A 24,231-nucleotide genomic window follows, 5' to 3' on the forward strand; every position below is an offset into this window, starting at 1 on the left:
CGACCTTTATTATAACGAATTATGTGCGGTTTGCAAGTAAAAAAACCACGCCGATTGCGGCGTGATTTTTAATGGATGTCGCGTTTGGACATCAAGTGTTTGAACTTCTCATTTTTCGTTTGGAACAAGTGGAGCTGGGGTCCGTACGCATCAATCTGTTGCATGACGTATTGGAACGATTTTGCTTCCCCAGGATACGGTTCGCCGGCACGGGCGAGCGTCGTCTCAAAATCCTCCCACAGCACTTCAACCCACGTCAACGCCTCGAGCTCGCTCAAGACATCGTTCTTCTGTTTCAAGATTTCAGCCAAGCGCTCGTATTGTTCGGTCCGGTTCATGCTTTCACCTCCGACAGCTCCGAGAGCGGAATCGCATGCTCAGCCGTCTCGCCTTCGAATGTCCCCCAGCCCATAACACCGTTCACAAACTTCAATCGGAACGGGCGCTCGTTATAGTTGACGATATACGTCGCCCCCGGCTTGAACGAGTTCGGGTCGATCAAGTAACTCTCGGCAATCGCGATCCGTCGCAAGACGACCTCGATTTCACTGACCATGCCCATCTGTTCAGCTTTCCGCTTCCGCTCATGGAGCGCCCGAATCTCTTGTTCGAGCTCATATTTCGATAAATCACTCAATCGTTTTTCCATTTCGCTCACCTCTCTTGTAGCGTATCAGATTTTTCGCGGAAAAGAAAAAGGCGAAACTGAAACAATGTTCAGTTCGCCTTGAAGTTGTAGAGCGGTTTGATGACTTGATCGATGGTGACGGCCGGCTCGATATAACGGACGATTTCTTTCATCGACTTATAGACGAACGGTGACTCGTCAACCGTCGACGGTCGGACCGAACTCGACCAGACACCTACCATCGACTTTTTAAATTCGTTGAAGTCGACGCGTTTTCGCGCGGCCGAGCGTGACATGACCCGTCCCGCGCCGTGTGGTCCCGAGAAGTTCCAGTCCGGGTTGCCCTTGCCGGTACAGATGAGCGAGCCGTCGCGCATGTTCATCGGAATGATGACCCGCTCCCCGTCACGCGCCGAGATGGCCCCTTTCCGAAGGATCATCGCGTCGTGGTCGATATAATTGTGGACCGTATCGAATTGGTCAACGACGTTCCAGCTCATCGCCTCGACGATGACATCGGTCATGGCAAGACGGTTGGCGGCCGCATATTGCTGTGCGATACGCACGTCGTGCATATAATCTCCCATCGCTTCCCCTTCGACGTAGGCGAGGTCGCGGAAACGTTTCCGTGCCTCGCGCTCCGTCTCGAGATAGGCCGAGATGTCCTGCTGCCGCCCCGTTGCCTTCATCCGTTCAATCTCGTCTCGAATGTCGACCGTTTTCATCATGTGCTCGACCGCCAACTGTTGATAATGGTCGGCGATTTGGACACCGAGGTGGCGTGAGCCGGAGTGGATGACGAGAAACGTGCGTCCGGCTTCGTCGCGGTTCACTTCGATGAAGTGATTGCCCGAGCCGAGCGTGCCGACCGAGCGGAGGGCCCGGTCCAGTTTATACGGCGCCCGCACGTCCTCGAGCGGGAGCTCGGAGGCATACGGGTGTGCCGCATCCCGGATATTCATCCCGCTCGGTACGTATTGATGGATGACGTCGTCGAGCCGTTGAAAGTCGATTCGTTTCGCTTTGATCTCCGTGCAGAGCATGCCGCACCCGAGGTCGACCCCGACAAGGTTCGGCACGACCTTGTCGTGAATCGTCATCGTCGTCCCGACGACCGAGCCTTTGCCGGCATGCATGTCCGGCATAATTCGAATCGAGGCACCCGCTGTGAACGGTTGGTCAACGAGTGTTTGGATTTGGGCCCGCGTCATATCGTCAATCCGTTCATTGAACACTTTGGCCCGGTTATGCTTTCCGATAATCTCCATATTGCCTCCTTAACTGATGGCTTGTTGTTTACTTTGCAGCTCATGCATCCGGGCGTAAACGCCGCCTGCGGCGATGAGCGACTGATGGGTGCCCCGCTCGATGATGTGCCCATGATCGAGGACGAGAATTTGATCCGCTTCCCGTATCGTCGAGAGACGGTGCGCGATGACGAACGTCGTCCGGCCGTATGTGAGCGTCTTAAGCGCATCTTGGATCAGCGCTTCTGTCTCAGAATCGACGCTTGCCGTCGCCTCATCTAAGACGAGGATGGCTGGGTCGAAGACGAGGGCGCGGGCGAAGCTGATCAACTGACGCTCCCCGCTCGAGAGCGAGGCGCCGCGTTCGATGACCGGCTCGTCTAACCCGTGTGGCAACTGTTTGACAAAACGATCGGCTCCGACCGCCGTCAGCGCGCGCCATACCCGGTCGTCCGAGATCGTCTCGTCTCCGAGCGTCACGTTCGTCCGAATCGAGCCTGTGAACAAGAACGGGTCTTGAAGCACGATGCCGAGATGGGCCCGGACGGCTTGGGTCGGTAGTTTCGTCACGTCCATACCGTCAATGTTGAGCGTTCCTTCTGACGGGTCATAGAAGCGCATGAGCAAGTTCATGATCGAACTCTTACCGCTGCCGGTATGTCCGACGAGCGCCACCGTCTCACCTGGTTCCGCGTGGATATCGATATGTTGCAGTACCGGTTTTCCGGCTTCATAGCTGAATGATACGTCCTCGAAGGAAACCTCACCTTTAAAGCGGGCGATACGTTCCGAGGATACGTCTTCCCCTTTCTCGTCGAGCAGTTGGAACATCCGGTCTGCCGAGACGAGAGCCTGTTGGAGCGGGGACAGTTGGTTCATGATTTGCGTGACCGGCTCAAAGATCCGTGACACATAATCGATATAGGCGTACAAAATCCCGAGCGTGAGCACGCTGCCCGTACCGAGCGTCTGCGCACCGACGACCCAAATGAGTAAGGCGAGCGCCATGTTACGGAAGAAGTTGACCAAGTTGTGTGACATGAGTGCATCCAATTTAAGTAGCTTCCGTCTTGTTTGAAAGTTGTCGCTATTTTTCTCGTTGAACTCGTCATAGACGAGGTCTTCTTTGACGTACGACTGAATGATCGGCATCGTCTGGATGCTCTCATTCAACTGCGCGTTCATGTCGGCGACGAGGGCACGGACACGGAAGTTGTTTCGCGTCGACAGCCGTTGGAACAACTTGATCCATACGATGACGACCGGGATGATGATGAGTGAGACGAAACCGAGGCGTGCGTCCAAGAAGAACATGGCGATCAAGACACCAATCATCATGACGACGCTTTGGAAGACACGTGCGAGCACGCCTAAATACAAGTCGCGAATCGTCTCGGTGTCATTCGTAACGCGGCTGACAATTTTCCCGATCGGGGTCTGGTCAAAGTAGCGGACCGGAATCGTCTGTAAGTGCCGCATGACATCGAGTCGCATCGTCTTGACAATCTTATGGGCCGAGCGCTGCAGGAGCATCTGTTGCCCCCAGTTCAAACCTGCCGCGATGAGAAGCAAGACAACGTACAAGGCAGATAACAAAAGCACGGCCCGAAGATCCGTCTCATAAAACTGGAACACATCGGTCGAGGAGAGCGGCACGATATTGTCGTACGTCGCTGATTCCTCGCTTCGTGTGATGGTGAGGACTCCGTTTTCGACTTCACGTACCCCACCGTTCATGACGGCATCTGGGACAAGATAATATCCGTCTGTCGTCTGAACGATCGAGACGGGGCGGACGACTGTCTCTCCGTCAAGCCGTGTTTCTTTTTCATAGGAGTTGCCGTCAAAGGCGACACTCCCGCCTGACTCGACTTGAACCCAGTCGCGCTCGATGGCGACGATATGGTCATCGATGATAATTTTGGCGATATATGGTCCCGCGAGTTCCGCGCCGACCGCTAAAAAGAGTAACATCAAGCCGAGGAAAATCGAGTGCTTCACTTGTTTGGCGTACCCAACGAGTGAGCGAATCGTCCGTTTCCTGCGGGCTGGATCCAATTCATATTGATCGATCATGAGAGATTCCCCCTTTCCCGGATTACTCCGACTCTCCTTGTCGAACGTATTGTTCATAATACCAACCGCGTCGTTCCATCAGTTGATCATGTGTGCCCCGCTCTGTGACGCGACCGTCTTGCAGCACAAGAATCTGGTCGGCATGGGCGACGGCGGATAGGCGGTGTGCGACGATGAACGTCGTCTGTTCGGCCCGGCTCGTCCGGACCGAATCGATGATGCGCGCTTCCGTCTTGGCATCGACCGCTGAAAGCGAATCGTCGAGCAAAAGGATCTCTGGGTCTTTCAAGAGCGCGCGAGCGATGGACAGCCGTTGTTTCTGACCGCCCGAGAGCATAACCCCTTGCTCCCCGACGACGGTGTCGAGACCGTTCTCCAAATGCTCGATATCGGTGTCGAACGCCGCGAGCCGAATCGCCGTCTCGAGGTCTTGTTCGGTCGCATCGTTTGAACCGAACAAGATGTTGTCACGGACCGTCTTCGAGAACAGCAGATGTTCTTGCGAGACGTAACCGCTCCAACCCCGAACGGTATCGAGTTTGATGTCGTGAATCGGGATTCCGTTGACGAGTAATGAGTCATCAATCGGATACTCTCGGAGCAATTGACGCAACAGCGTCGTCTTCCCGGCTCCGGTCGGTCCGACGATGCCGATCGTCTCGCCGCGCGACACGTGCAAGACGATGTCTTCAAGCGAGGCGCGGGTCGTTCCCGGGTATTGGAATGACAGTGATTTGAATGTGATTTTTTCCGGGGCGTCGACTTCGACCGTCCCGGTTGAGACGACGTCCGGTGGTTCGTTCATCGTCGCCTCGATGCGCTCAAGGCTCGCCGTTCCGCGTTGGACGACGTTGATCAGTTCGCCGAATGCGTACATCGGCCAAATGAGCATCCCCAGATAGATATTGAACGAGACGAGCTGTCCGAGCGTGATGTCATTCGTGAACACGAGATACGTGCCGAACGATAACCCGATCAAGTAACTGAGTCCGACGAGCAGTTTAATGACCGGTTCGAACAAGACGTCGATTTTCGCGACGTGCATGTTTTTCGCCATCACATCGTCGGTGATCGTATCGAACTTTTTCGTATCCGCCTCTTCTTGAACGAACGAGCGGACGACCCGAAGGCCTGAAATCGATTCGACGACTTGGTCGTTCATCACGCCGAACGAGTCCTGCGCCGCTGTGAAGCGGGCATGGATTTGGCGGCCGAGCTTATTCATCGACCAGGCGAGGAGCGGCATCGGCAAGAGCGCCGCGAGCGTCAACTTCCAATCGATGAACACCCCCATGATTGTGAGAGCAATCAACGTCATATTGAACGAATCGACGAGCGTCATGACGCCGAAACCGGCCGTCCGTTCAACCGCTTTCAAATCGTTCGTCGCGAGCGCCATCAAATCCCCGGTGCGATGCTGTTGATAAAAGCGCGGCGTCTGCCGGAGCAGGTGACCGAAGAAGCGGGCCCGTAATTTCTTCTCAAGCAGGAACGCCGTCCCGAAGAGACGAGCAATCCATAAATACGAGAGGACGTACGATAATACCATGATGCTGAGCAATGACCCGACGATCATGACGAGACGTTCCGTCGTCAAGCTCCCTTCGCGGATGGCGTCAATCGCCTGTCCGATGATCCATGGCGGCAGCATATCGACGACGCCGGTGATGATTAGCAGGATGATGGCGACGATATACGTCCGCTTCTGTCTTTTAATAAACCAATCCAATTGCTTAATCAGTTTCATGACTGATTCCCCCTTTCGTCCTTTCCGCGCACGCAAAAAAGCGCACGTCACCTGATTGTGCAACCAATCGGATGAAGTACGCTTCTGAGTCTTCAGTCTTTTGCATGGTCAGGGAAAGGACACTACCCCTATCCAGCTGCCAAATTACGCAGTCAAATACGAGTAGCCATATGATGTTGTGTGTGTGCGTTGTAGTGTTGGAATGTACTTCATCATGCTGGCTCCTCTCTGTTCATAGTTTGAAAATCTACTAAAACCTTAGCAGACTGTTCAGAAAATTGTCAATATTATTGTCGTAAATAATTTGTAACTTTTTTACAAGAAGAATGTGGCGAGCACCAAACCGACAAGTCCGGTTGCCGTCACGTAGTAAATCATCGGCATGAGCGTGTAGCGAATGATCGTTCCCTCTTTTCCAAGAAGACCTGCGACCGAGGCGACCGCGACGACGTTCATGACACAAATCATGTTACCGGCGTTCGCTCCTGCCATCTGCATCGATAACGCGAGCGTCTCGTTCAAACCGACGGACTCAGCGACATTCGTCGTCAAGCTCGAGAACATCATGTTCGAGAACGTGGCCGAACCGGATACGAAGGCGCCGAGCGCCCCAATCCACGGTGCGACGAGCGGCCAAACGCCGCCGAACGTATCGGCTGCGGCCGTTGCGAGTTCGACCGGCATCGAAGCCAGCCCAGCTCCGCCGTTTTCTGAATGAATGAAAATTCGGACCATCGGCACTGACGCGGCAAGCGTGATGGCCGTCCCGACCACACCAAGCGTCGTCGCTTTGAATACCGAGGTCACTTGTGACCAGCTCATGTTGTGGAGGAAGAATGTCACAATCATCGTCAAGATGAACATGAACCCTGGCGAGTAGAACGGTTCCCACGACGTCGAGATCCCTTCGACCCCGATAATGTCTGGCAAGTCGATACGGACGCTGCGTGTCAATTCGTTCAAGAATGGCACGGTTCGTGTCAACACGAGGAAGATCGTCAAAATCAAGTATGGTGCCCACGCCTTCCATTGCGGAAGTTCCCGTTTACCTTTACCAACAGACGGTTTCTCAATGGGTTGGTCGATTTCATCGGCATAGCCGTCGAACGTCCACACCCGTTTTGGCATGAGAATGCCTTTGCGTGCCATTGCGACAATGATTACGAGACCTGTCAACCCGCCGAGCATACCCCCGAATTCAAATCCGAGAATGAGCGTCCAAATGTAAGCCGGGATGCTGTAAGCAAGTGCCGCGATGATGGCGATCGGGAACACTTCGAGTGCCGGTTTAATCGATTTCTCTTTACTGAAAAATCGTGTCAGCATGAGGATTAAAATGAACGGGATGAATAAACCGACGAACATGTCGATGAGTACCGTCTGCAAGACGACCGTTGTCAAAAACTCGATTGCCTCCGGTTGGTTGACGTCAAGTGACAACCCGTTCCCAATCCCGATTAAGGCCGGTGTCCCGACCGCACCGAACGTGACGGCCGATACGTCAGCCGACAAGGCGATGACGACCGCCGCGATTGGCGGGAAGCCGAGCGCGATTAACAGCGGAGCCGCGACCGTGGCCGGTGTCCCGAAGCCGGAAGCACCCTCGATGAACGAGACGAACAACCAGCCGACGATGAGCACTTGAATCCGAGGATCCGGGGTGATGTTGACGAATCCAGAGCGGATGGCGTTCATTCCACCGCCCTCTTTCATCGTATTCATCATTCCAATCGCACCGTACACAATCCAGACCGTCGTGACGGCAATCACGAGTCCTTGTAATGTTGCTGCCGTGATTCGCGTCGCATCGAGTTGCCAAACGAAGAACGCAAGTCCTGCTGTCAATACGAGCGAGAGCGGCATCGCGACCGACGCCGGTAAACGCATAATGACCAATAATACGAGCACTGCCACAATCGGCATGAGTGCTGTAATCCATTCAAAAATCGTCAATGTAGACCCACCTTTTCAGATTTTTCCCCTACCGTAAATGAATCTCCCATTATGACTCTTGTTCAGCGAGTCGATCTAAAGCCCGGTCAATCACCTCATATGGAAAACCTTTGCGTCGAAGCTGCATCTTCATCCGCTGTTTTCGCTCATATGGGGCATATCCACTGAACTTCCGATTCAGTTTTTCTGCCTGTGTCAAACAAGCCGAAAGTTCAACGTCCTCATCCTCGTTCTCCCAAAACGTGAGAATCGCCTCTGAAATAATATCAAACGTAAATCCCCTTTGCATTAGGGTTTGTTGAATTCTTTGTTGCACTTCTGTGGCAGAACGGCGATTTGTTTCCATTTGTTTCCTATTTACAAACTTTCCGGCCTTTTCAAGCTGGTCTTCATGCGAAATTGCGCCGATGACTTCTTCAATGATGTCAGGGTCGATTCGGAGCTGGGTGAGTTCTCGTTTGATTTTGACCGGTCCGCTCGGACTCGTATTGAACTTCGTCTGAGTGTAGGCTTTGGCAAATTCAGCATCGTTCAAGTAGCGTTGTTCGATCAATCGCTCGATGACGCGTTTGATGGCTGCCTCATCTATCTCTTTCTTCACGAGGTAGTCACGTACCTCTGAAACGGCACGCATTCGGTACGATAAATAATTGACAGCCGCTTTATACGCTTTTTGTTCTTCTTCGGCTTGAAGAACGTCTCGGACGAAGTCGTCTTCAAGCTCCATCCCTTTCGTCAATTCATATTTGATGAAGACGTCAAGGTCGATGGCGAACGCAAACTCCTCACGTCCGTCCTTCTCGACGTATACGTTGAGCCGATCTTTATTTTTTTTCTGGGTCGTAAACTTGGCAATTTTCACGAAATCCCTCCATTTCCTACTTCTAACATATCACGTTCCCCTTTCGAGCAGGATTTTTGATAAGTTAGAAGAAAGGGTATTCACAATACGAACGGTCCGCTTTCTTTATGGAACTCATACCCGTTTTGAAATCGCTTCAATATACTGGAGGGAGACTTATGAAAATTGCAATCACCGGCGGAACCGGACTAATCGGTCGCCCGCTCGTCCGCGCGCTCGCCGAAGCTGGACATCAAGTCGTCGTATTGACGCGGCACCCACGCCCACGACAACGAGGAATCTCGTTCGTTGAATGGTTGACGCCTGACAGCCAGCCTGAGTCCGAATTGCAAGACGTCGACGCCTTCATCCATTTGGCCGGCGCTTCAATCAACGATGGACGCTGGACACATAAACAGAAACAAGCCATTCTTCAAAGCCGGATCGATGGGACGAAAGAAGTCGTCCGCATCATAAAAAATATGAAACGCAAGCCGAGCGTCGTCATCAGCGGATCCGCCATTGGAATCTATGGGGAAGATCGATCGATCACGTATTCGGAGGCGACCCCGCTCCCCGACCGGACCAATTTTTTAGGCAACGTCTGCGTATTGTGGGAAAAAGAGGCGGCACCCGTTCAAGACATGGGCATCCGTCTCGTCACGATGCGGACCGGTGTCGTCTTATCCAATGACGGCGGTGCCTTCCCGCTCATGAAACTGCCGTACACGCTCGGTGTCGGTGGACGACTCGGCTCTGGCAAGCAATGGGTACCATGGATTCATTTGGACGACCTCGTCCGCCTGTTCGTCCATATCCTTGAGACGAGTTCAATCGAGGGACCCGTCAACGGCACGGCACCGACGCCGGTGACGATGGACGAGTTCGGCAAAACGCTCGGTCGGTTGATGCATCGTCCCCATTGGGCACCCGCCCCGGCGCCGCTCCTCAAACTCGCACTCGGAGAAAAGAGCGTCATCGTCCTCGAAGGCGCGAAAGTCGTTCCGACGAAAGCACTCAACAATGGTTTCCGGTTCCGCTATGAAACGCTAGAACCCGCCTTGAAACAACTACTACATTTGACTTGAAAGGAGCCGGCACGTGAGTAATTTGTTAATTCGTAACGCCCATATTTATCCGATCACGGCACCACATTTTTACGGGGATCTGCGCGTCAAAAACGGCAAAATTGTCGAGATGGCGGACCTATTAGATCCGCATGATGGAGAAACGGTCATCGAGGCCGAGGGTAACTTTTTGTTCCCCGGCTTCATCGACGCCCACACTCACCTCGGGTTGTATGACGAAGGGACAGGCTCTGTCGGCAACGATGCGAACGAGACCGTCGAGGCGATGACGCCGCACGCCCGGGCCATCGATGGCGTCTATCCGCTCGATGAGGGCTTCCGTGAAGCGCTCATGGCCGGGGTGACAGCCGTCCAGGTCATGCCTGGCAGTATGAACGTCATCGGCGGCGTGACGAGTGTCATCAAAACCCATGGCCGCTTCATCGAGGACATGGTGCTCCGACGCTATGCCGGCCTGAAGCTCGCGCTCGGCGAGAACCCGAAACGCGTCCACAGCATGGGTAAATCCGGCGAATTGACCCGGATGGGCATCATGGGGTTATTGCGAGAAGCGTTCCGGACCGTCGACTCGACGAAGACGATCGGCACGTTCGGCAGCCAGATGATTCAACTGGCGCTCGATCGCAAGATGCCGATTCGCGTCCACGCCCACCGCGCCGACGATATTTTATCGGTCGTCCGCTTCGCACAAGAGTTCGACCTCGATTATCGGATCGAGCACTGTACGGAAGGACATCTCGTCGCCGAAAAGTTGCGCGAACTCAGTGTCAAACACGTCACCGTCGGCCCGACGTTCACGCGAAAGTCGAAAATCGAACTCCAGAACAAGACATGGGAGACGTATCGGATTCTACATGAGCACGATATGATTGTCTCGATCACGACGGACCATCCTTATACGCCGGTTCAATATTTGAACCTTTGCGCCGGACTTGCTGCCCGCGAAGGACTCCCGGTCGACGTCGCGCTCCGTGCCATCACGATTCATCCGGCCGAGTCGCTCGGTGTGGACGACCGCATCGGCTCGCTCGAAATCGGCAAAGATGCCGACCTCGTCTTGTGGAGCCACTTTCCGCTCGATTACATGTCTAAGCCGATCATGACGATCGTCAACGGTCACATCGTTTACTCGACGAGCCGTTCAAAAACCCATCATGAGATGTGAGTGACACCAGTCGTGAAAGCGCTCTTATTATTTTTTTATGAAGTTGCATTTTATTTACTTGCTTTTTCAAAAAAACTATATAAAATAATCTTGTAACTTCATAAAAGGGAGCAGCCAAGGCAAGTTCGAACAACGAAGCCAGAAGTATGCTTTCGTTACAACTATTCTTCAGCGGTCTGAAATAGGAGGAGGAATGTAAAGGTGCTCAAATTTCGTGAGCTTACCGACTGCGCGGAGTTGTTCGAACTGATGCAACACCCAGATGTCTTTCCGTATGTCCGTCAAAAGACGGTCCACTTTGACGAGTTTTTATTTAGCACGAAGCAAATCATCGAGCTAGAAGAGCAAGGAAATATCATCTCACGTACTATCACGAACGAGTTCGGTACCCCGATCGGGACGATCAGCTTGTTCGATGTGGAATCCGGCTACGGGTTCCTCGGGACGTGGCTTGGCAAACCGTATCACGGCAAAGGTTACAATCAAGTCGCGAAAGAAGCGTTCTTCTCTGAACTTTTCTTCGAGCTTGACATCGAAAGTGTATTTTTGAAAATCCGTCAATCAAATGAGCGTTCGATCGCGGCGGCCGAGAAACTGCCGTACGCGTTCTGCGCCAATGAGATTCGGTCTGAATTACTAACTGAAATCAATCAAGGGGATGTCGAATACGTCTTGTATGAAGTGTCGAAGTCGAGTTTTCAACTCTACTTGCACTCACTCCATGCGCCTGAGTTCGACCATACGTACGAAGCCCAGCTCGAAGCATAAGCCAATTCTGACAAAGAATTGGCTTTTTTGTGGCATTTTTGTGTGGATTTCATGAGGACAACTTTACGGCAATGAATATTTCTGTTCTAATTCGGAGAGATAGGTATGATAGAGGTATGAGGGAATTATCACACATCCTCGTTAACCGTTTTGTAAAGGAGAATGCCCAATGTCAGAACCAACGTTTCGCATCTTAGTGACCGATGATGAAGAACAAATGCGAGATTTACTCGTTTCGAATTTAGAGAAGGAAGGATATGAGACCGTCACAGCCACGAACGGTCTTGAGGCGATCGACTTATTAAAAGAACAGTCGTTCCACCTCGTCCTGCTCGACGTGATGATGCCTGAACTCGACGGCCTCACGGCTTGCATGCGCATCCGTGAGTTCTCGAACGTGCCGATTATCATGCTCACGGCCCGTTCGGAAGAACTCGACCGCATCCACGGGTTGAAAATCGGCGCGGATGACTATATCACGAAGCCGTTCAGCCCGCGTGAGCTGCTCGCCCGGATCGAGGCGACGCTTCGGCGGACACATAACTTCTCGAAAGAACAAGAAGCGACGTTCGACACCGGTGTCCTATCGATTGATATTGACGGCCGCGCGGTCAGCGTGAAAGGCAAAACGGTCAACTTGACCCGCAAAGAGTTCGATTTGCTCTACTTGTTCATCACGAACGAAGAGAAAGTGTTCTCACGTGAACAACTGCTCGACCAGATTTGGGGCACCGAGTACCACGGTAACCTGCGGACGGTCGATACCCACATCAAGACGCTTCGCCTCAAGCTCGGTGAAGCAGGTGGCTACATTCAAACCGTCTGGGGGATCGGCTACAAGTTCGAGGCGACCGTATGAAGCAATACACGATCCGGAAGCGGATTTGGATCACCATCTGGACCGCCAGCCTCTTCTCCGCGTTCGTGTTCATCATCATGACGTTTTACTTGTACGACAAGTTCTATATCCAAACGCAAGAAGAACTGCTCATCAACCGCGGCGAGAAGCTCGTCACCATCTATAAGGCAGACGGCTTCTCTGACGCGTTTTCCGACAGTATGACGTACACGAACGAACTGACCGAGACGAAAGTGTTCCTGTCGTCGGTCCGAGAAGACAGCCTCGGCTCAGGCAAGACGTTTTTACGGGAACAAGACCTCGCCAAGCTACAAGACGGCTACGCGATTTCGGTCACCCGCAAACACCCGACCGAGGATGTCGACATCCTTATGTCCGCCTTCCCGCTCATCCGGGACGGCGAGCTCGACAACGCCCTCATCTTGTACATGGAACTGAGCAAGATCAGTGAGCCGTTCCAACCAATCCGGCTCATGATCACGTTCTTGCTCATCTTGATGATTGTGAACTTGCTCATCTTCGGCACCCAGATCATCGATACGATTATCCAACCGCTCATTCAAATGAAACGAGCGTCCCAAGTGTACGCCAAAGGTGACTTCTCACACCGCATCCCCATCTATTACGATGATGAGATCGGTGAGCTCGCCGAGACCTTGAACCGGATGGCCGAATCGCTCGGTCTCGTCGAAGAGCAACGGAAAGAGTTTTTAGCGAACGTCAGCCACGAATTACGGACGCCACTGTCGTATATTCGCGGTTATACGGAGATGCTCCAAGACCCGTCGCTCGACGAGAAAACGAAAAATCAATATTACGAGATCATCGAGAACGAGACGGAGCGCTTGCAACGGCTCGTCAACGATTTGCTCGACTTGGCCCAACTCGAACGCGACTCGTATCCGATGACGAAAGAACCGGTCGTCTACTCGCAAGTGCTCGAAGACGTCTTGTATCGCTTCGAACCGATCGCTCGGGCGAAAGGTGTCACCATCGAGACGGACCTCGACTTCGACTTGATCATTCTTGGAGACCATGACCGGCTCGAGCAAGTCGTCGGGAATTTGCTTGATAACGCCCTACGCTATACGGAAGCTGGGAAATCGATTCATGTGAAGACGTATGCGACCGCCGACAATGCCGTCACCGAGATTCGGGATGAAGGTCGAGGCATTCCGAAAGAGGACCTCGATCAATTGACGAAGCGATTTTATCGTGTCAATAAGTCACGGACACGCGAAGACGGTGGGACCGGACTCGGACTCGCCATCGCCAAACACATCATGGAACGTCATGGCGGCTCGATGCACTTCACTTCAGAAGTCGGCAACGGAACGACCGTCACGCTCACTTTGCCGCTCTTGCCAGACGAAGACATATAAAAAAGACAGCTACGTGAGCTGTCTTTTTTATATGTCTTTCCCTTTATAGGCGTCATCCGATTCATTCATAAGACGTTCACGCTCAGCGTGTGTCTGCGGATAGCCGTTCGCTTGCCACTCGGCTCGATAGTTCGAGTCGAGTTGGGTGAGGCCTTCCTCCGCCTCATCCTTATCCGAATCGACGCTTTCCATCTTGTCCATCTTGCTCCATGTATCGTCATCGCGGTCCTGGGTCAAGAGCGCCGCCACTTTCGGTGCGACGAGCGCGGCCCCGGCTACCCCGAGCACGATTCCCATCAATACTTTCTTATCCATCCGAATACCCCTCCTTAGTCACTATGTACGGATAATTCCACTGTTCCGCAAAATTGAAACCAAATTTCTAAAGCGTTTACACCCATTCAGGAAGTGGAATAACAGTCAAGACAAGGAGGCGATGAAGATGAAACAGTCAAAAGATACGTCTAAACGACCGTTCGATAACCCGGATGCCGTCGATACGGACAAGGAGAGCATCTTCGACCAGGAAGGGATGGAGACCGTCGACCCGATCCCGGTAGAAGAGCTGAACCAGAAAGTAAAAGACGAAAAACAAAAGCGACACTCGAAAGATGACTCGGTGAGCGAAAAAAAATATGACGGCAACAAATAAAGATGCGGACGAAATTCGTCCGCATCTTTACGTTACGTTAAATCGCTTGGTGAGAAGCCGTATGGCAGCATCTCTTCTTTCGTCATTACTTTCGTATCCCCGGCCATGTTCGCGAGAATCAACGTAAAGTCGTCACTCGCAAACTCGGCGATGACTTGACGGCAAGCCCCGCACGGTGAGATTGGTCCGTCCGTGTCGCCAACGACGACGACGGTTTCAATCGCCTTGCTGCCTTCCGATACCGCTTTGAAGATGGCAGTCCGTTCCGCACACATCGACAAGCCGTACGAGGCGTTCTCGACGTTGCAACCCGAAATTTCTTTGCCAGTCTCGTCGATGACGACAGCCCCGACATTGAACTTCGAATAAGGGGTATAGGCGCGCGATCGTGCATCAATCGCTTTATGGACAAGCTCGTTCACTTTTTCTTGTGGGATCATCTGATGTTCCTCCGCTTCTTAACGTTTATCAAAGAAGTCTGACATCTGAACTATAACGTGAAAACGCCGTTCTTGCAAGCGTTTTCACAACCCCGTCAATACTTTTTCTTTTTCTTCTTCTCGAAGACGACAATTGACTCGACGTGCGCCGTCTGCGGGAACATATCGTACGGCTGGATATAGTTGATCTTATAGTCGGCCTTCATGAGCTGATCCGCGTCACGTGCGAGCGTCTGTGGGTTACATGACACATAGACGATCCGTTTTGCTTTCGATGAGATCATCGCGTTCAACAGTTGATGATCTACCCCTGTGCGCGGCGGGTCGACGACGATGACGTCTGGGATCCATCCGTCCTTCACCCAGCGCGGGATCCAGTGCTCAGCCCGGCCTTCGACATAAGTCGCATGGCTGAAGCCGTTCTCACGCATGTGCGCGTTCGCATCTTCGACTGCTTCCGGGACGACTTCCATCCCGCGAATCTCTTTCGCGTGCGGCGCGAGCCATAACCCGATCGAACCGACACCGGCATACGCATCGATGACCCGTTCTTCGCCCGTAAGCTTAGCCGCCTCGACGACTTCACGATACATGATTTCCGTCTGCGCCGGGTTGAGCTGGAAGAACGCACGCGGTGACAAGTGATAATGGACGTCATCGAGTTGCTCGTCCATCTTGTCTTGACCGGCGATATGGACCGTACGGTAACCGAAGATGACACCGGAACGGTTCGAGTTAATGTTGATGTGGAACGATACGACGTTCGGCAACGCCATGATGCGGTCGCTCAATTCGTCTAAACGCGGGACGTCCTCATTCCCGACGACGAGCACGACTTGGACATCGTCTGTCTTGTAACCTGAGCGGACGATAACGGTACGGGCGAAACCGATGTCACGGCGCGCATCGTATACCGGGATGTCGAGCTCGTTCAAAATGCGGACAATGGCGTTGTTGATATTCGTCGTGTCTCGTTGTTGCACCATACAATGTTCGATTGGCACGAGCTCGTTCGTATTCGGCTTGTAGAGGCCCGACACGATTTCGCCACGGCGCGTCGAGAGCGGGAACTGTGATTTGTTGCGGTAGTACCAAGGGTTGTCCATCCCTTTCGTACCACGGATATCCGACTTGTCGACGTTCAATTTTGTCTTCTGGCGGAAGGCGTTGCGGACGATTTCTTCTTTATAGTCCATCTGCAGGCGCGGACTCATATGCTGAATTTGGCAACCGCCGCACTCGTCATAAATTGGACATGGCGGTGTGACCCGGTCCGGCGAGTCGTTGTCGCGCTTGATGACGCGGGCCTCGGCATAGTTCCGTTCGACGCGTGTAATCTCGACTTTCGCTTTTTCGCCCGGCAATAAGTTCGGGATGAAGATGACCATCCGATCAATCGTCGCGATGCCCTCTCCGTTAATGCCTAGCCGTTCGGCTTGGGCGCTTGTGTATTCTCCTACGATCAGTTTCAATGTGTTTCATCCTTTCGAGATACTTGTTCTAAATCTTTGGCGTAACGTACGACTTTCGCACGTAAGGAATCAATATCAGCTAACAATCGATGCAAATCCTCTGGCGTCGTGAATTCGTCCAACGTATTGACTGATAAGCACAGTAATTCCGTTCTCGATTTTAACACGTTCATTTTTCCTGCCGTATCTGTTCGTGATTTACCCATCTCGTGATCGCTCCTTTGGTTCGTGACAAAGAGTTGTTATTATAGCATACTATTTCGTGTGACTTGATGAAAAGGTGGAATTGATATGCAAAACATCTCGACAACGTTTGATCCATGGGAAGCTTACCTCGATCAAACTGAGTTCGGTCGCCTCGTCCTTTCGAACGTCGAAGTGACGACGACCAAGCTATGCAATATGCGCTGCGAACATTGCGCGGTCGGCTATATGCTTGATCAGAAGGAAGAACCTGAAGTCCCGCTCGACCTATTGATTTCGCGCCTCGATGAGATCGAGCATTTACGCGCGTTCTCAATCACAGGCGGCGAACCGATGCTGTCGATGAAATCGGTGCGCAACTACGTCGTCCCGTTGCTTCGTTATGCGAAAGAACGCGGGGCGCGGACACAAATCAACTCGAACTTGACGCTCCCACTCTCTCGCTACCATCTTATTACCCCTTACCTCGACGTTTTGCACATTTCGCATAACTGGGGAACGGACGCCGACTTCCTAGAGGGCGGCTTTGCGATGATGGACCGCAAGCCGAGCGAATCCGCTCGCCTTAAGATGCTTCAGACGATGAAAGACAACGCCCGTGCGCTCACGGCCGAGGGTGTGATCGTATCGGCCGAGACGATGCTCAACAAGCGGACGATCCCGCACTTGAAAGAAATCCATGAAGAGATCGTCGCACTCGGCTGTCAGCGTCATGAAGTGCACCCAATGTACCCCGCCGATTTCGCAAGCGCGCTCGAGTCAGCGTCGCTTCCCGACACCCGCCAAGCGATTCACGACTTGCTCGACGTCCGGGACGAGAACGTATGGATGCTATTCGGGACGTTGCCGTTTTACGCCTGTTCCGACTTGCCTGAAGACCGCGCTTTATTGAAGCGGCTCCACGAGGCGAAAAACGTGACCGTGCGAAACGACCCGGATGGCCGCTCGCGTCTCAACACGAACATCTTCGACGGCCAGATCATCGTCACCGACTTCGGAGATGAGCTCGGGACGCTCGGGACGTTGTATGACACATCGTTCCAAGACGCGTACGAGACATGGACGAACAGCAGCTTGAACGCCACGCTGTCTTGCCACTGCCCGGCCGTCAAATGTCTCGGGCCGAACGCGCTCGTCAAACAAGCGTACTACCCAAACGTGAACTTCCGGGAACGTGTCGCTGAGCCGTTTTAATTGTTTCGATTCGGGAAATATTCAGTATATAAACTGAATCGAGGTGTTTGAAGATGACAGCCATCTATGTATTCATGATTACCGTCATGGCCATCATCATTTTCGGTGGTGTGCTCAGCATCTTATTGACAGCCGCATTCGTTTCAGACAAAGTAGACCGTGATGAAGTATTCAGTCAAGGCAGTTGGGACGATGAACTCTTACACTTGAACCATCTCACCCAACCGATTGACGAGCCAAAAAGCTGAGACTCTTCTCAGCTTTTTATTATGTATTAAATAATGAGGTGAATTATGCAACGCTTTCGGTTTTCCATTTTATTACTTGTCGTCTTTATATCTGGTTTGATTCAAGGCGCGCTCATCCCGTTATTGTCGACGCTTATCGAACGCGATGGCAATCCGGCCTGGTTGAACGGGTTGAATGCGACGATGCTCTATCTCGGGGTCATCGTCTCCGCTCCGCTACTCGAACGGTTCGTCCGCAAGTATGGATTTCGGCCGACCATCGTCCTCGGCATCATCTTGACGGCGCTTGCCACGTTCTTTTTGCCGCTTTGGCCGTCACTGCTCATGTGGGCGCTCATGCGTTTCGTGATCGGTTTCGGGGATTCAGCACTCCATTACGGATCTCAAGTGTGGGTCACCTCAGCGAGTGACAAGCGGAGCCTCGGCCGGGCAATGGCGTATTACGGGATGGCGTTCAGCCTCGGTTTCGCGGTCGGTCCACTCATCGCTCCGCTCGTCGACCTCCATTTTTGGCTGCCGTTCCTCGTCTTGATCGTCTTCTGTCTCGCATCCTTGTTCTTGATTTTTAAGGTCGACAACGAATACCCGGAAGCCGAGAAAGTGAAGACCGACTCGAAAGGACGGATCCGGCTCGTCCTCATCGGTGGCGGCTATACGCTCTTACCCGCCTTTACATACGGGTTCCTCGAGGCGAGCTTGAACGCGAACTTGCCGATTTTTACGGTTCGGAACGACATCGGGCTCACGCAGACGAGTACGCTCATCACGACATTCATCGTCGCCTCGATCATCGTGCAGTTACCGCTCGGCCGGCTCGCCGACCACTTCGGGAAGAAGCGAATCCTGCAAATCGTATTGACACTCGGCACGCTCGTCTTCGCCGTCGCCAACCTTGCCGTCGACCATTACGTCTGGCTCCTCGTCTTGTTCGCGCTCGCCGGCGCCGGGCTCGGCTCGACATATTCGCTCGGGCTCGCCCATATGACGGAAGTGTTGCCGCGTTCGTTGTTACCGACCGGCAATATGCTCTATAGCATCTCGTTTAGTGTCGGTTCGATTAGCGGCCCGATGATTGGCGCGTTTTGGATTGCGTTGCCGAAAGAAGTGTATTTCTTGATGTATACACTCATTCTTGGCATTTTGGCCATCAGTTTGTTCACGGCCAAGGCCAAGCCGATTGACGTCTAAAAGGGAGGGTCTCCGCGGAGACCCTCCCTTTTTATGTCATTCTTTCACCGGACCAAGCCTGACATCGTTCCGTTCAAATGCGCGCATGAACACTTCATCAAGCGCGAACGGTTCTGTCTCAAGTGAGGCCAATACGTCTGACTTGAGCGTGACCTCGATGACGCGGTCATTGATTTGCCACTTCGTCTGAATATCCTCTCCTTGCCGCATGGCACGCGCATCAACTTGCTCGTGGTGTTCCTTCAATCCGCGACTCACGCACTTCATCACGTATTTGACGTACTCGTCCCGCGGTTGACGGGAGATGAGTATGTTTCGGACAATCGGATTTCTTGCCACGGTACAATCCTCCCTTCTAATCAGATTCGCACGCAAGTCTTTACAACGAAGACCGATTTTCAACTGAAAGAATTCAGAATTTTTAATATATTTTGCCATGAGAACAAGATTCCGTCAACTGTGCTCCGCCGTGAATGGATCAACGGGCCGCACGGTTCGTTTTCCCTTGGAAATAAGTCGAGAGATAAATGCCTGAGATGACGAACAATAACCCGACGAGCGCGTTCCACGGAATCGTCTCGCCGAGTAGAACACTCGATAAGACAACGCCGAATAAGGGAACAAAGAACATATAGAGCGACACCCGGCTGACCGGATTATATTTCATCAGTGTGTTCCACAACGTGAATCCGATTGCTGACAATAGAGCAAGGTATAGCAAGAAGAAGAGCGTCGTCACTGTATAAGGCAGGAATACATCCCCAGGTGCGAGGACATAACCGACGACGAGCAGTCCGAGCGAGCCGAATACCATCGCCCAAGCCGTCATCGGAGCGACGTCATGGCTGCGTGAATAATCTTTGGCAATCAAGTTCCCGAACGCGCCTGAAATCATCGCCATAATGAGCAGGACCTCACCGATGCCAAAGCCAATCTCAGCATGCGCCGTCGGCCAGTTGGCGATGACGATTCCGGAGAATCCGAGCGTGAGGGCAATCCCTTTCAACCGATTGAGACGGTCGTCCTCATAACGGAAATGGGCGAGCGCCATTTGGAAGAACGACGTCGACCCCGCGATAATCGAGCCTTGCACCCCGGTCGAGATGGAAAGTCCGATATAAAAGAACAAATATTGTAAGAACGTCAAAAATGCTCCTAAATGCGCATACGCTTTTAGCTTTTCGACATTTAAGCGAATCGGGCGTTTGAAGACGAGTCGACTGATGACGAGCAAGAGTAGACCGGCCAATAAAAAACGTTCGCCGGCAAAGAACAGCTGTTGGCCGTACTCGTGTTCTTGGATATCAAGCGCTTCGTAGCTCAGTTTGATGAACGGGAACGCGCTCCCCCATAAAAATGTGTTGAACAGTGCCAAGAACGTGACCGTCCAAGGGCGTTGAAATACATTTTGCATGACACAAAAACTCCTTAATCTTTTAGTTTGTGAGTTGTTACGTTTGGTGCTAAAATAAACTTACATAATAATTATTATAAATAAGGGAGGTCCTCTAAAACGGGATTAAACCCATCCTTACCAACAATAGATAATGATAATCATCCTCAATCATTATCATTTAAATGATATATATTCTCAATTAGAAAGAGGTGCTCGCATGAATACATCAACCGTCACACACGAAAAAAGCCACGTCTTCAAACGGGCCAGCTGGATCGAACATATCGAGCTCATCATGGCGCTCATCAGCGGTGTATTGATTGTACTCGCATATATCGCGGAAAGACAAGGTGGAGCTCCTGCGCTCTACGTCACCCTTTATTTGACCGCCTTTTTAATCGGCGGATATGCCAAAGCCAAGGAAGGTTTGACCGATACATGGGAGACGCGTTCCCTGAACGTCGAGCTACTCATGATTATCGCCGCCATCGGCGCCGCTTCCATCGGATACTGGATGGAAGGCGCCATCCTCATCTTCATCTTCGCGTTATCGGGCGCGCTCGAGACGTATACGATGAATAAAAACGAGCGTGCCCTTGAATCGCTCATGGAACTCCAACCTGAGCAAGCGACCCGATTGAACAACTCGGGCGCCCTCGAGATCGTCCATATCGACGAACTGCGCGTCGGTGACCACATCTACGTCAGACCCGGCGAGCGCATCCCGGTCGACGGTCGGATTTTGAAAGGCAGCGCCTCAATCGAGGAAGCCGCCATCACCGGAGAATCGATTCCGGTCGACCGAAACGTCGGCGATGATGTATACGGATCTAGCGTGAACTTGAACGGCGTATTGACGCTCGAAGTGACGAAACTCGCCACGGAGACGTTGTTCCAGAAGATCATTCAAATGGTGCAGCAAGCGCAAGAAGAAAAATCACCGTCCGCCCAGTTCATCGACCGGTACGAGGGCCGCTACGTCCAAGTCGTGCTCGCCTCGGTCACGGCAATCATCTTGCTCGGCCCGGTATTGACGCCGTGGTCGCTCGAGACGAGCATTTACCGCGGTATGATCTTACTCGTCGTCGCATCGCCGTGTGCGCTCGTTGCCGCGATCACACCGGCCGCCCTTGCCGCCATCGCCTCGTCCGCTAAACACGGGATTTTATTTAAAGGTGGCGTCCATATCGAGAACATGGGACGTTTGAAAGCGGTCGCGTTCGATAAGACCGGTACGCTCACAATCGGTAAACCAGAAGTCCAAGCGGCGTTGATTCATCCCGAGATGACGAAGGAACATGTGTATCGCATCGTCAGCTTGATTGAAGAACATTCGATGCATCCGCTCGCCGAAGCGCTCGTTCAGTATACGGGCAATCATTCAGGCACGATGGAACACTTTAAAGACGTGACCGGGTCTGGGATTGAAGCGACCATCGACGGCGTCGCCTATCGGGTCGGTAAACAGAAATTCGCCGACCCGAGCGGAGATTTCTTCCGCGACGAGGTCGAACGTTTAAAAGCAGCCGGCCATACACTCGTATTCGTCAGTGATGAGGAGAAGACGATCGGGGCGTTCGCGCTCCGCGACACACTACGTCCTGAAGCCAAGCAAGCGATCGAGCGACTCAACCACCTCGGCATCGCTACGATCATGATCACGGGTGATAACGAGGCGACAGCGCGCGCCATTGCTACCGAAGCCGGCTTGACCCGTTATATCGCCGAGTGTCTCCCGGAAGAGAAAGTCGAACAGATCAAACAATTGAAACAAGAATATGGCAGCATCGGCATGATTGGGGACGGCATCAATGATGCCCCAGCCCTCGCGACGGCCGATGTCGGGATCGCGATGGGAGAAGGAACGGACGCCGCTCTCGAGACGGCCGATGTCGTCTTAATGAAGAATGACTTGAACCGCTTAAGTTCGGCCATCAAACAGTCGCGTAAGTTGAATCGCGTCGTCCTCCAAAACGTCGTGTTCGCCTTAGGGGTCATCCTCGTCTTGATTGCGACGAACATCTTCGAACTGCTCGTCATGCCGTTTGCGGTCGTCGGCCACGAAGGATCGACCATTCTCGTCATCTTGAACGGCCTTCGCTTGCTCAGTACGTCGTGGGACTGACAAAAGTCGACACCGTCATTGAAAGCCGTTCGCGATTTCGCTATAATTGAAAAAATGTGTCTAATTAGACCGGAACTGATAGGAAGATTGGCTAAAGGTGGTACAGTATATGAATACGATTGCAGTAATCGGCAAAGTGTTTGTCGATATTAAAGGAACCTCGTTCGCCCCGCTTCATAAAGATGCGAAAAACGTCGGCGATATCGCCTTTTCAAACGGCGGAACCGGCCGAAACGTCGCCCAAAACTTGGGCGTTCTCGGGAATGACGTCCGTTTCGTGTCGACCGTCACAAACGATCAAATCGGGATGGGTGTCCTCGAAGAACTCCGCGGTTTGAATGTGAACGTCGATCACGTCGATTTGCTCGATGACAACGGCATGGGCATGTGGTTGGCCGTCATGGATAACAACGGCGACCTTCAAACGTCGATTTCGAAGCAACCTGACGAGGCGATGATGGAAGAATGTATCCTCCGTCGCATCGATACGGTGTTCGCTGAAAGTCAGGCGGTCGCCATCGACCTCGACTTGTCGGTCAATGTGCTGAACGAGACGATCGAACTGTGCCGCGAGATGAAGCTCCCGCTTTACGGCGTGTGCGGCCATCTGTCAGTCATCGAACGAAACCGCCATTTGCTTCAAGGCTTCACCGGCTTCATCTGTAGCCGCGAAGAAGCAGAGATTCTGTCTGACATGTCGATTGTCACGGTGGACGATGCGTTACGCGTCGCCGAAGTGCTCGCCATGAAAGGTGCCCCGCTCACGATTGTCACGATGAGCGAACTCGGTGCAGTCTATGTTGACTTGCGTACGAACGAACAAGGCCACGTCCCGACGACGAAAGTGAAAGTCGCTGACTCGACCGGTGCCGGTGACTCGTTCTTCTCCGCTGTCATTTCCGAATTGATGAAACGCCATCCGATTGAGGATGCGCTTCGACTCGGAATGCGCGTCGCTGGGAAAGTCATTGCCTCGCATGACAACGGCCTGACGCCTGATATGTATGCCTCACTCGAACAACCAGCAACAGATTAACCAAAACGCATCGGCCGCGAGTCGATGCGTTTTGTTCACGATACGAAATCGAAAGGAACGATTCCATTGGTCAGAACGAAATTACGCAGTGCCATCATCCTCGTGAATGAACATGACGAAGTCGCACTCATTCGCCGAGAAAAAGATAACCTTTTGTATTATGTGTTCCCAGGTGGCGGAGTCGAATTCGGTCATACGGCCGAAGAGACGGCCGTCCGCGAAGCGTTCGAAGAGCTCGGCGTCCACGTCGAACTCGAAGGTGTGGCCGCACACGTCGCCTTTAACGGTGAATTGAATCCGTACTACTGGGCCCGCATGACCGGTGGTGAATTTGGGACCGGGACAGGTGAAGAATTTCAAGCAGAACAAACGAACGGCTCGTATACGCCGATGTGGGTGAAACGTAGCGCGCTCAGCCATTTGCCGGTACGACCACCGTCACTCGCCGATTTGCTTTCGAACGAGGCCGAGCGCTTTTTCAATAAAACGCTGGCCGAAGACTGATTTCATGTGTAGCCTCCT

The 24,231-nt window shown here is 52.7% G+C and carries 25 protein-coding genes; 12 read left to right on the plus strand and 13 right to left on the minus strand.

The window, feature by feature from the left end; translation table 11 throughout:
* Positions 1 to 68 precede the first annotated feature (68 nt).
* The 7 genes from NMQ00_RS12255 to recX form a co-directional block, all read right to left on the minus strand.
* Positions 69 to 338, minus strand: a complete 270-nt coding sequence (locus NMQ00_RS12255; protein WP_255176898.1) for a YfhJ family protein — start codon at positions 336 to 338, stop codon at positions 69 to 71.
* A complete protein-coding gene (locus NMQ00_RS12260) occupies positions 335 to 649 on the minus strand; it encodes a YfhH family protein (RefSeq protein WP_255176899.1) in 315 nt (104 codons plus the stop codon). The genes NMQ00_RS12255 and NMQ00_RS12260 overlap by 4 nt, the downstream gene beginning before the upstream one ends.
* Before the next feature lie 68 nt (positions 650 to 717).
* Positions 718 to 1,896, minus strand: a complete 1,179-nt coding sequence (locus NMQ00_RS12265; RefSeq protein ID WP_255176900.1) for an RtcB family protein — start codon at positions 1,894 to 1,896, stop codon at positions 718 to 720.
* Between the two features lie 9 nt (positions 1,897 to 1,905).
* The gene (locus NMQ00_RS12270; protein ID WP_255176901.1) at positions 1,906 to 3,951 is read right to left on the minus strand and encodes an ABC transporter ATP-binding protein; all 2,046 of its coding nucleotides are present in this window, start codon (positions 3,949 to 3,951) and stop codon (positions 1,906 to 1,908) included.
* 22 nt (positions 3,952 to 3,973) lie between these two features.
* Entirely contained in the window at positions 3,974 to 5,698 is a 1,725-nt protein-coding gene (locus NMQ00_RS12275) for an ABC transporter ATP-binding protein (protein ID WP_255176902.1), read from the minus strand.
* A 315-nt stretch (positions 5,699 to 6,013) separates the two neighbouring features.
* On the minus strand, positions 6,014 to 7,651 hold the full coding sequence (locus tag NMQ00_RS12280; RefSeq protein ID WP_255176903.1) for an L-lactate permease: 1,638 nt from the start codon (positions 7,649 to 7,651) through the stop codon (positions 6,014 to 6,016).
* A gap of 49 nt (positions 7,652 to 7,700) precedes the next feature.
* Positions 7,701 to 8,513, minus strand: coding sequence for a recombination regulator RecX (gene recX / locus NMQ00_RS12285; protein ID WP_255176904.1), 813 nt, complete (start codon positions 8,511 to 8,513; stop codon positions 7,701 to 7,703).
* A gap of 158 nt (positions 8,514 to 8,671) precedes the next feature.
* Here recX and NMQ00_RS12290 point away from each other — a divergent pair, with 158 nt between their 5' ends.
* The 5 genes from NMQ00_RS12290 (at position 8,672) to NMQ00_RS12310 (ending at position 13,754) form a co-directional block, all read left to right on the plus strand.
* The gene (locus tag NMQ00_RS12290; RefSeq protein ID WP_255176905.1) at positions 8,672 to 9,580 is read left to right on the plus strand and encodes a TIGR01777 family oxidoreductase; all 909 of its coding nucleotides are present in this window, start codon (positions 8,672 to 8,674) and stop codon (positions 9,578 to 9,580) included.
* Between the two features lie 13 nt (positions 9,581 to 9,593).
* Positions 9,594 to 10,745 carry an amidohydrolase gene (locus NMQ00_RS12295; RefSeq protein ID WP_255176906.1) on the plus strand — a complete coding sequence of 384 codons (1,152 nt, stop codon included), beginning with the start codon at positions 9,594 to 9,596 and terminating at the stop codon, positions 10,743 to 10,745.
* 201 nt (positions 10,746 to 10,946) lie between these two features.
* Positions 10,947 to 11,513, plus strand: a complete 567-nt coding sequence (locus tag NMQ00_RS12300) for a GNAT family N-acetyltransferase (RefSeq protein ID WP_021067763.1) — start codon at positions 10,947 to 10,949, stop codon at positions 11,511 to 11,513.
* A gap of 169 nt (positions 11,514 to 11,682) precedes the next feature.
* Complete coding sequence (locus NMQ00_RS12305; RefSeq protein ID WP_021067764.1) at positions 11,683 to 12,372, plus strand: response regulator transcription factor; 690 nt, start codon at positions 11,683 to 11,685, stop codon at positions 12,370 to 12,372.
* Positions 12,369 to 13,754 (plus strand): sensor histidine kinase, encoded by a 1,386-nt coding sequence (locus tag NMQ00_RS12310; RefSeq protein ID WP_214754217.1) that lies wholly within the window; start codon positions 12,369 to 12,371, stop codon positions 13,752 to 13,754. Before NMQ00_RS12305 ends, NMQ00_RS12310 begins: the two co-directional genes overlap by 4 nt.
* A 27-nt stretch (positions 13,755 to 13,781) precedes the next feature.
* On the opposite strand, the gene NMQ00_RS12315 is transcribed toward NMQ00_RS12310, so the two are convergent.
* Complete coding sequence (locus tag NMQ00_RS12315; protein ID WP_034781013.1) at positions 13,782 to 14,069, minus strand: hypothetical protein; 288 nt, start codon at positions 14,067 to 14,069, stop codon at positions 13,782 to 13,784.
* A 127-nt stretch (positions 14,070 to 14,196) separates the two neighbouring features.
* Between NMQ00_RS12315 and NMQ00_RS12320 the strand changes: the two genes are divergently transcribed.
* On the plus strand, positions 14,197 to 14,406 hold the full coding sequence (locus tag NMQ00_RS12320; RefSeq protein ID WP_255176907.1) for a hypothetical protein: 210 nt from the start codon (positions 14,197 to 14,199) through the stop codon (positions 14,404 to 14,406).
* A gap of 32 nt (positions 14,407 to 14,438) precedes the next feature.
* Here the strand turns inward: NMQ00_RS12320 and NMQ00_RS12325 are convergent, their stop codons facing one another.
* The 3 genes from NMQ00_RS12325 to NMQ00_RS12335 form a co-directional block, all read right to left on the minus strand.
* On the minus strand, positions 14,439 to 14,846 hold the full coding sequence (locus tag NMQ00_RS12325; protein WP_255176908.1) for a cytidine deaminase: 408 nt from the start codon (positions 14,844 to 14,846) through the stop codon (positions 14,439 to 14,441).
* 95 nt (positions 14,847 to 14,941) lie between these two features.
* The gene (gene rlmD / locus NMQ00_RS12330; RefSeq protein WP_255176909.1) at positions 14,942 to 16,318 is read right to left on the minus strand and encodes a 23S rRNA (uracil(1939)-C(5))-methyltransferase RlmD; all 1,377 of its coding nucleotides are present in this window, start codon (positions 16,316 to 16,318) and stop codon (positions 14,942 to 14,944) included.
* A complete protein-coding gene (locus NMQ00_RS12335; protein ID WP_016510454.1) occupies positions 16,315 to 16,524 on the minus strand; it encodes a hypothetical protein in 210 nt (69 codons plus the stop codon). Before NMQ00_RS12335 ends, rlmD begins: the two co-directional genes overlap by 4 nt.
* 85 nt (positions 16,525 to 16,609) lie before the next feature.
* On the opposite strand from NMQ00_RS12335, the gene yfkAB reads away from it, so the two are divergent.
* From yfkAB to NMQ00_RS12350, 3 genes are read left to right on the plus strand one after another with little or no spacing between them, the layout of a single operon-like run.
* Positions 16,610 to 17,716, plus strand: coding sequence for a radical SAM/CxCxxxxC motif protein YfkAB (gene yfkAB, locus NMQ00_RS12340; protein WP_255176910.1), 1,107 nt, complete (start codon positions 16,610 to 16,612; stop codon positions 17,714 to 17,716).
* Positions 17,717 to 17,769: 53 nt separating this feature from the next.
* Positions 17,770 to 17,964 (plus strand): hypothetical protein, encoded by a 195-nt coding sequence (locus tag NMQ00_RS12345; protein WP_255176911.1) that lies wholly within the window; start codon positions 17,770 to 17,772, stop codon positions 17,962 to 17,964.
* Between the two features lie 45 nt (positions 17,965 to 18,009).
* On the plus strand, positions 18,010 to 19,152 hold the full coding sequence (locus NMQ00_RS12350; protein ID WP_255176912.1) for an MFS transporter: 1,143 nt from the start codon (positions 18,010 to 18,012) through the stop codon (positions 19,150 to 19,152).
* A 36-nt stretch (positions 19,153 to 19,188) separates the two neighbouring features.
* Here NMQ00_RS12350 and NMQ00_RS12355 read toward each other — a convergent pair whose 3' ends face one another.
* Both NMQ00_RS12355 and NMQ00_RS12360 read right to left on the minus strand, forming a co-directional pair.
* A complete protein-coding gene (locus NMQ00_RS12355; RefSeq protein WP_214762737.1) occupies positions 19,189 to 19,491 on the minus strand; it encodes a hypothetical protein in 303 nt (100 codons plus the stop codon).
* Positions 19,492 to 19,630: 139 nt separating this feature from the next.
* Complete coding sequence (locus NMQ00_RS12360) at positions 19,631 to 20,566, minus strand: DMT family transporter (protein ID WP_255176913.1); 936 nt, start codon at positions 20,564 to 20,566, stop codon at positions 19,631 to 19,633.
* A 199-nt stretch (positions 20,567 to 20,765) separates the two neighbouring features.
* On the opposite strand from NMQ00_RS12360, the gene NMQ00_RS12365 reads away from it, so the two are divergent.
* The 3 genes from NMQ00_RS12365 (at position 20,766) to NMQ00_RS12375 (ending at position 24,213) form a co-directional block, all read left to right on the plus strand.
* Positions 20,766 to 22,673 carry a heavy metal translocating P-type ATPase gene (locus NMQ00_RS12365; RefSeq protein WP_255176914.1) on the plus strand — a complete coding sequence of 636 codons (1,908 nt, stop codon included), beginning with the start codon at positions 20,766 to 20,768 and terminating at the stop codon, positions 22,671 to 22,673.
* A gap of 109 nt (positions 22,674 to 22,782) precedes the next feature.
* Complete coding sequence (locus NMQ00_RS12370; RefSeq protein WP_131437790.1) at positions 22,783 to 23,709, plus strand: carbohydrate kinase family protein; 927 nt, start codon at positions 22,783 to 22,785, stop codon at positions 23,707 to 23,709.
* A 66-nt stretch (positions 23,710 to 23,775) separates the two neighbouring features.
* The gene (locus tag NMQ00_RS12375) at positions 23,776 to 24,213 is read left to right on the plus strand and encodes an NUDIX domain-containing protein (protein ID WP_255176915.1); all 438 of its coding nucleotides are present in this window, start codon (positions 23,776 to 23,778) and stop codon (positions 24,211 to 24,213) included.
* The last annotated feature ends 18 nt before the right edge of the window (positions 24,214 to 24,231 follow it).

The organism is Exiguobacterium aurantiacum, assembly GCF_024362205.1.
Lineage (GTDB): Bacteria > Bacillota > Bacilli > Exiguobacteriales > Exiguobacteriaceae > Exiguobacterium > Exiguobacterium aurantiacum_B.